Annotated in this window: 2 protein-coding genes and 2 pseudogenes; 2 read left to right on the top strand and 2 right to left on the bottom strand. The window is 40.6% G+C overall.

Features of this window, described 5'->3' with window-relative positions; all coding sequences use genetic code 11:
- Positions 1–255 (top strand): annotated as a pseudogene (locus O1D97_RS00590) (FAD/NAD(P)-binding oxidoreductase); the annotation flags it as partial.
- Between the two features lie 10 nt (positions 256–265).
- Positions 266–649: a hypothetical protein gene (locus tag O1D97_RS00585; protein ID WP_269121857.1), complete on the top strand. Its 384-nt coding sequence runs from the start codon at positions 266–268 to the stop codon at positions 647–649.
- Positions 650–1,196: 547 nt separating this feature from the next.
- On the opposite strand, the pseudogene yghU reads toward O1D97_RS00585, so the two are convergent.
- Positions 1,197–2,048: pseudogene (gene yghU / locus O1D97_RS00580) on the bottom strand (glutathione-dependent disulfide-bond oxidoreductase).
- A gap of 125 nt (positions 2,049–2,173) precedes the next feature.
- Positions 2,174–2,896: a haloacid dehalogenase type II gene (locus tag O1D97_RS00575; RefSeq protein WP_269121855.1), complete on the bottom strand. Its 723-nt coding sequence runs from the start codon at positions 2,894–2,896 to the stop codon at positions 2,174–2,176.
- Positions 2,897–3,123: the final 227 nt, after the last annotated feature.

The raw sequence follows: 3,123 nt of genomic DNA, 5'->3' as shown, positions 1-3,123 counted from the left end.
TCTCGTGGTCATGAAGTGGTATTGTTTGAAGCCAAATCTGAAGTTGGCGGCCAATTTAATCTGGCACGAAAAATTCCAGGTAAAGAAGAATTTAACGAAACGATTCGTTATTTTATTAACCAGATTAAGCTACATAACATCGATTTACGCTTAAATACCAAACTGGATGCGTCGGTACTTGCAACTGAAAAATTTGATGAAGTGGTTATTTCATCGGGTGTAGTACCCCGCAGAACTGACACTTCCAGGTTTTGATAATCCTAAAGTGGTTGATTATCAACAAGTGCTTAATGGTCAGGTTGAAATTGGTCAAACCGTTGCACTTATTGGTGCGGGTGGTATTGGTTTTGATATTGCGCACTTCTTATGTGAACGTGAGTCAACCAGTTTACAAACCGACAAATGGTTAGCGCAGTGGGGCATTGATAAAACGTATCAACATGCTGGCGGCTTAACGGAAGAAGGTGAACACCATCCTGGTCGCGATGTGTATTTACTGCAACGTAAAACCACTAAAATGGGTAAAGGTTTGGGTAAAACCACCGGCTGGATCCACCGTAGCGTGCTAAAGCAGCATGAAGTCAAAATGAAAACCGGTGTAAGTTACGAGAAGTTTGATGAGCAAGGCTTACACATTAAAGTGAGGTGAGCAAGCTGAAGTACTTGCAGTTGATAATGTTGTCTTGTGTGCTGGACAAGAGTCGAACACCACACTGGTTGACGAAATGAAAGCCACAGGATTGCCTGTGCATCTTATTGGCGGTGTTGATGTTGCCGCTGAACTTGATGCTAAACGTGCTATTCGTCAAGGTGCCGAATTGGCCATGGTGATTTAAGCCAAGTTAAGCCGTTAACCAACAAAAAACCTAGCAATGATTGCTAGGGTCTGTTGATCTTTCAAGGTTATTTTTGCAGCGAATTGTTGGCCATTACTCATTACAACGGCAGAGACTTTGAGGTGTAGTTATTCTACATAAAAAGTCGATAACGCAGTAAAAATGGCCAACAAACGCTGCCCGAAGGGTTCGGCTAAAAACGTTTTACTCTTTGTTAAATGGATTTTGCTTAGATTGCTAGGCATCAATCCATTCGCCTCGATTAAAACGTTTTTAACTCGAACAAAATTCAACCAGCAAAGATCAACAGACCCTAGGTTTTTTTATTGGTTTGAAAATACCAGTCGTATTTAGTACAGGCTATTTTTCACTGTTAAGAGCAGCATCAATGTCTGCGGCACTGTGACGTTCAACTAAATTCACATCACCCCATGATGTATTAACAATTTTGCCACGCTGTACACCAGGGCGTTGTAATACAAGTTTTGCCCAACGCATAACATTTTTATAACTGGCAACATCTAAAAACTCTGCTGCGCTGTATAAGTTGCCTAACACTAAGTTGCCATACCAAGGCCAAATAGCCATATCAGCTACGGTAAATTCTTCACCGGCAATAAAGGTGTTGTTGGCGAGTTGTTTGTCTAGTACATCTAACTGACGCTTAGCTTCCATCGAAAAACGGTTAATCGGGTATTCTTGCTTTTCATCGGCATAAGCATAAAAGTGGCCAAATCCGCCGCCAAGAAACGGCGCAGAACCTTGTGCCCAAAATAACCAGTTAAAGGTTTGCGTGCGTGCAGGATCTAGAGTGGGGTAGGAAGTGGCCAAATTTTTCGGCCAAATGCACAAGGATAGACGCTGACTCAAATACATTAACGGCTTCATTACCTGAATTATCGACTAGGGCTGGGATTTTCGAGTTAGGGTTAACCGCAACAAAACCTGATGAGAATTGATCAAGCTCGCTAATGTTGATTAAATATGCATCGTATTCAGCTTCTTTGATCCCAAAGTCAATAGCTCTTCAAGCATAATAGTCACTTTTTGCCCATTAGGCGTACCAAGTGAATACAACTGTAAAGCATGCTCACCAACCGGCAGTGCTCTGTCGAACCGCGCGCCAGAAACGGGGCTGTTTATGTTAGCCCATTTGTTGGCACTGCTTGGTTCGTTTACCCACACTTTAGGTGGGACATATTGGTTACTCATAAAAACTCCTAATACTTGGTCAGTGAGTGTCGAAAGTCATTGCTGCTTTTTTGGAGATAAGTTATTGCGTTTAATTAAAATATTATTGTCATAGTTAAGTTGCTAATAAGATTTTATTCATTCAGCTATTTTCGATTGAGTTCGATAGCTAATTCACATAAATCACTCACAATTAAATCCGGTTGTATTTCCCATGGGTCAAATATTTTAGTGGGGCTTCGTTTTACCCAAACGGCTTGTAAGCCAGCCGATTTTGCCCCAATAACGTCCCAGGGATTACTTGATACCATCATGCACGAGTTCATATTTGCGTGCATTCGTCTCATTAAATATTGATAAACGTCAGGGTTGGGTTTGTAAGTCTGCAAATCATCAACACTAATCACGTGATGTAAGTGCGGTAACACTTGAGCATTGCTCAACAGTTTTCGAACTGAGGCTTCAGAGCCATTAGAAAATGCTGCCAGTTTATGCCCTTGTTTTGCCAATGCCATGAGTCCTGGTATCACATCATCAAAAGCACTTAACTCGGCAAACTTTGCCATTAATTGTTGCTGTTCTGTAGATGATAAGGATAGCTGATATACATTTAAACAATATTGTAGCGCCTGTTGAGTGCAAACCGTAAAGTCAGCATATTGTTGCATTAATCCACGTCTAAAGGCATATTCTACTTTTTTATCGTGCCATAACTGGCCAAATTCTGATGCTTTGTCGCCAATAAGATTTTCAAGATGTAGCCCCATATCAACAGGGTCGACTAACGTGCCATACACATCAAAACCAATCGAATAGTTCATAGGCTCTTCCATTCCTGCATACCCCAAATGTCTATTTACTGTAGACATTCTTTTTGGATCTGTATATCAATGGCCAGACTATAAACCAACTATATCAAGTGTTCAATATAATATTGAACAAGTATTCAAATTAGGTTTGAAGATTGTTAATATGATGAATTTAACGGCATTGTAACTTTATCAGACAGTTAGGTCGCGCTATCATATTGCCAAAGAGTGAATCAAGGTGAATATGAATGGAATGTCCTAACTGCAAAAGTCAATTTGCAAGACGT

This window comes from Marinomonas phaeophyticola (assembly GCF_026966905.1).
GTDB lineage: Bacteria > Pseudomonadota > Gammaproteobacteria > Pseudomonadales > Marinomonadaceae > Marinomonas > Marinomonas phaeophyticola.
The sequence above is the reverse complement of the archived record's forward strand: the minus strand, read 5'-3'. Positions and strand labels throughout refer to the sequence as shown.